This window comes from Roseovarius sp. D0-M9 (assembly GCF_037083805.1).
In the GTDB taxonomy this organism is placed as follows: Bacteria; Pseudomonadota; Alphaproteobacteria; order Rhodobacterales; family Rhodobacteraceae; genus Roseovarius.
The window spans coordinates 1-1,103 of the sequence record NZ_JBAPKZ010000124.1 but is presented as its reverse complement, the minus strand read 5'-3'; the positions used below and the strand labels follow the sequence as shown (position 1 = coordinate 1,103).

The 1,103-nt window shown below is 64.5% G+C and carries 2 protein-coding genes; both read right to left on the bottom strand.

Annotated features, from left to right (window positions below; translation table 11 throughout):
• Nucleotides 1-773 (bottom strand): M20/M25/M40 family metallo-hydrolase (locus V8352_RS21805; protein ID WP_336426354.1); only part of this gene is annotated, 773 nt, incomplete at its 3' end.
• An 11-nt stretch (nt 774-784) separates the two neighbouring features.
• The coding region (locus V8352_RS21800; RefSeq protein ID WP_336426353.1) for an ABC transporter ATP-binding protein at nt 785-1,103 on the bottom strand (319 nt) is incomplete at its 5' end.

The following is a 1,103-nucleotide window of genomic DNA, read 5'->3' as shown; positions in this document are numbered from 1 at the left end:
GAGCGGATATCGACGCCCACGCGCGCCAGATCCGGCACGGAATTGACGTTAAGCCCGGCATTCATGTTGCCCACGTTCAGCGTGGGCCCGCCCATCACCTGATGCGGCTTGATCCCAAAATCATGCCCGCACAGGCGCTCGATCGTCTCGACGGCCGCAAAGATTGCGTTGCGCCCCTTGTCAGGCATCGAGCCATGGGCCGTCACACCCTCATGCACGAGGTTCATCCAGAGCGCACCCTTGTGCCCGCAAAGCGCGCGGTTGTCGGTCGGCTCGGCGATGACCAAGGCCGCTGCCTCGCCCAGAAGGCCGCTCTCGGCAAGGCCTTGCGCCCCTTCGCAACCGGTCTCCTCGCCGGCGGTGATGATCAGCTGGATCTCGGCGCGGCGCACCGGAAGTTCGGCCAGCCGCAGCGTCGCGACGACAAAGGCTGCGACCCCGGATTTCATGTCGGTGGAACCGCGCCCGTAGAGGCGGCCGTCCTTTTCTTCGCCCTGGAAAGGATCGACGCTCCACGTGGCGTGGCCCAGCGGGACGGTATCGACATGGCCCGAATAGACTAGCGGCGCACGCGCCGCCGCCTCGGTAGCCGGCAGGCGGGCGATCAGGTTGGGCCGGTTCGGGCGCCAATCATGCCACGTGAGCTCGAAACCCGCCGGCTCCAACAGGTCGGCCAGATACTTGATGCAATCCGCCTCGTTGCCGGGCGGGTTGATCGTGTCGAAGGCAATCAGGCGTTTCGTCAGCTCGAGGCCGGTGATCGTATCGCTCATGGGCTGTCCTTTCAGTCGCGCAGATGGCAGGCCGCCATGTGACCGGGAGCCACCTGCTGAAGCTTGGGTTCCTCATGGAAACAGCGGTCGAAGGCAAAGGGGCAGCGGGTGTTGAAGCTGCACCCCTTAGGCGGGTTCAGCGGGCTGGGCACGTCGCCTTTCAGCACTGTCCGCGCCTTGCGTTTGCGGGGATCAGGGACCGGCACGGACTCGAGCAGCGCCTGCGTGTAGGGATGTTGCGGATCGCGGAAGAGACTGCGCTTGTCGGTGATTTCCACCATCTTGCCCAAATACATCACACCAATGCGATGGCTGATGTGCTGAACGATG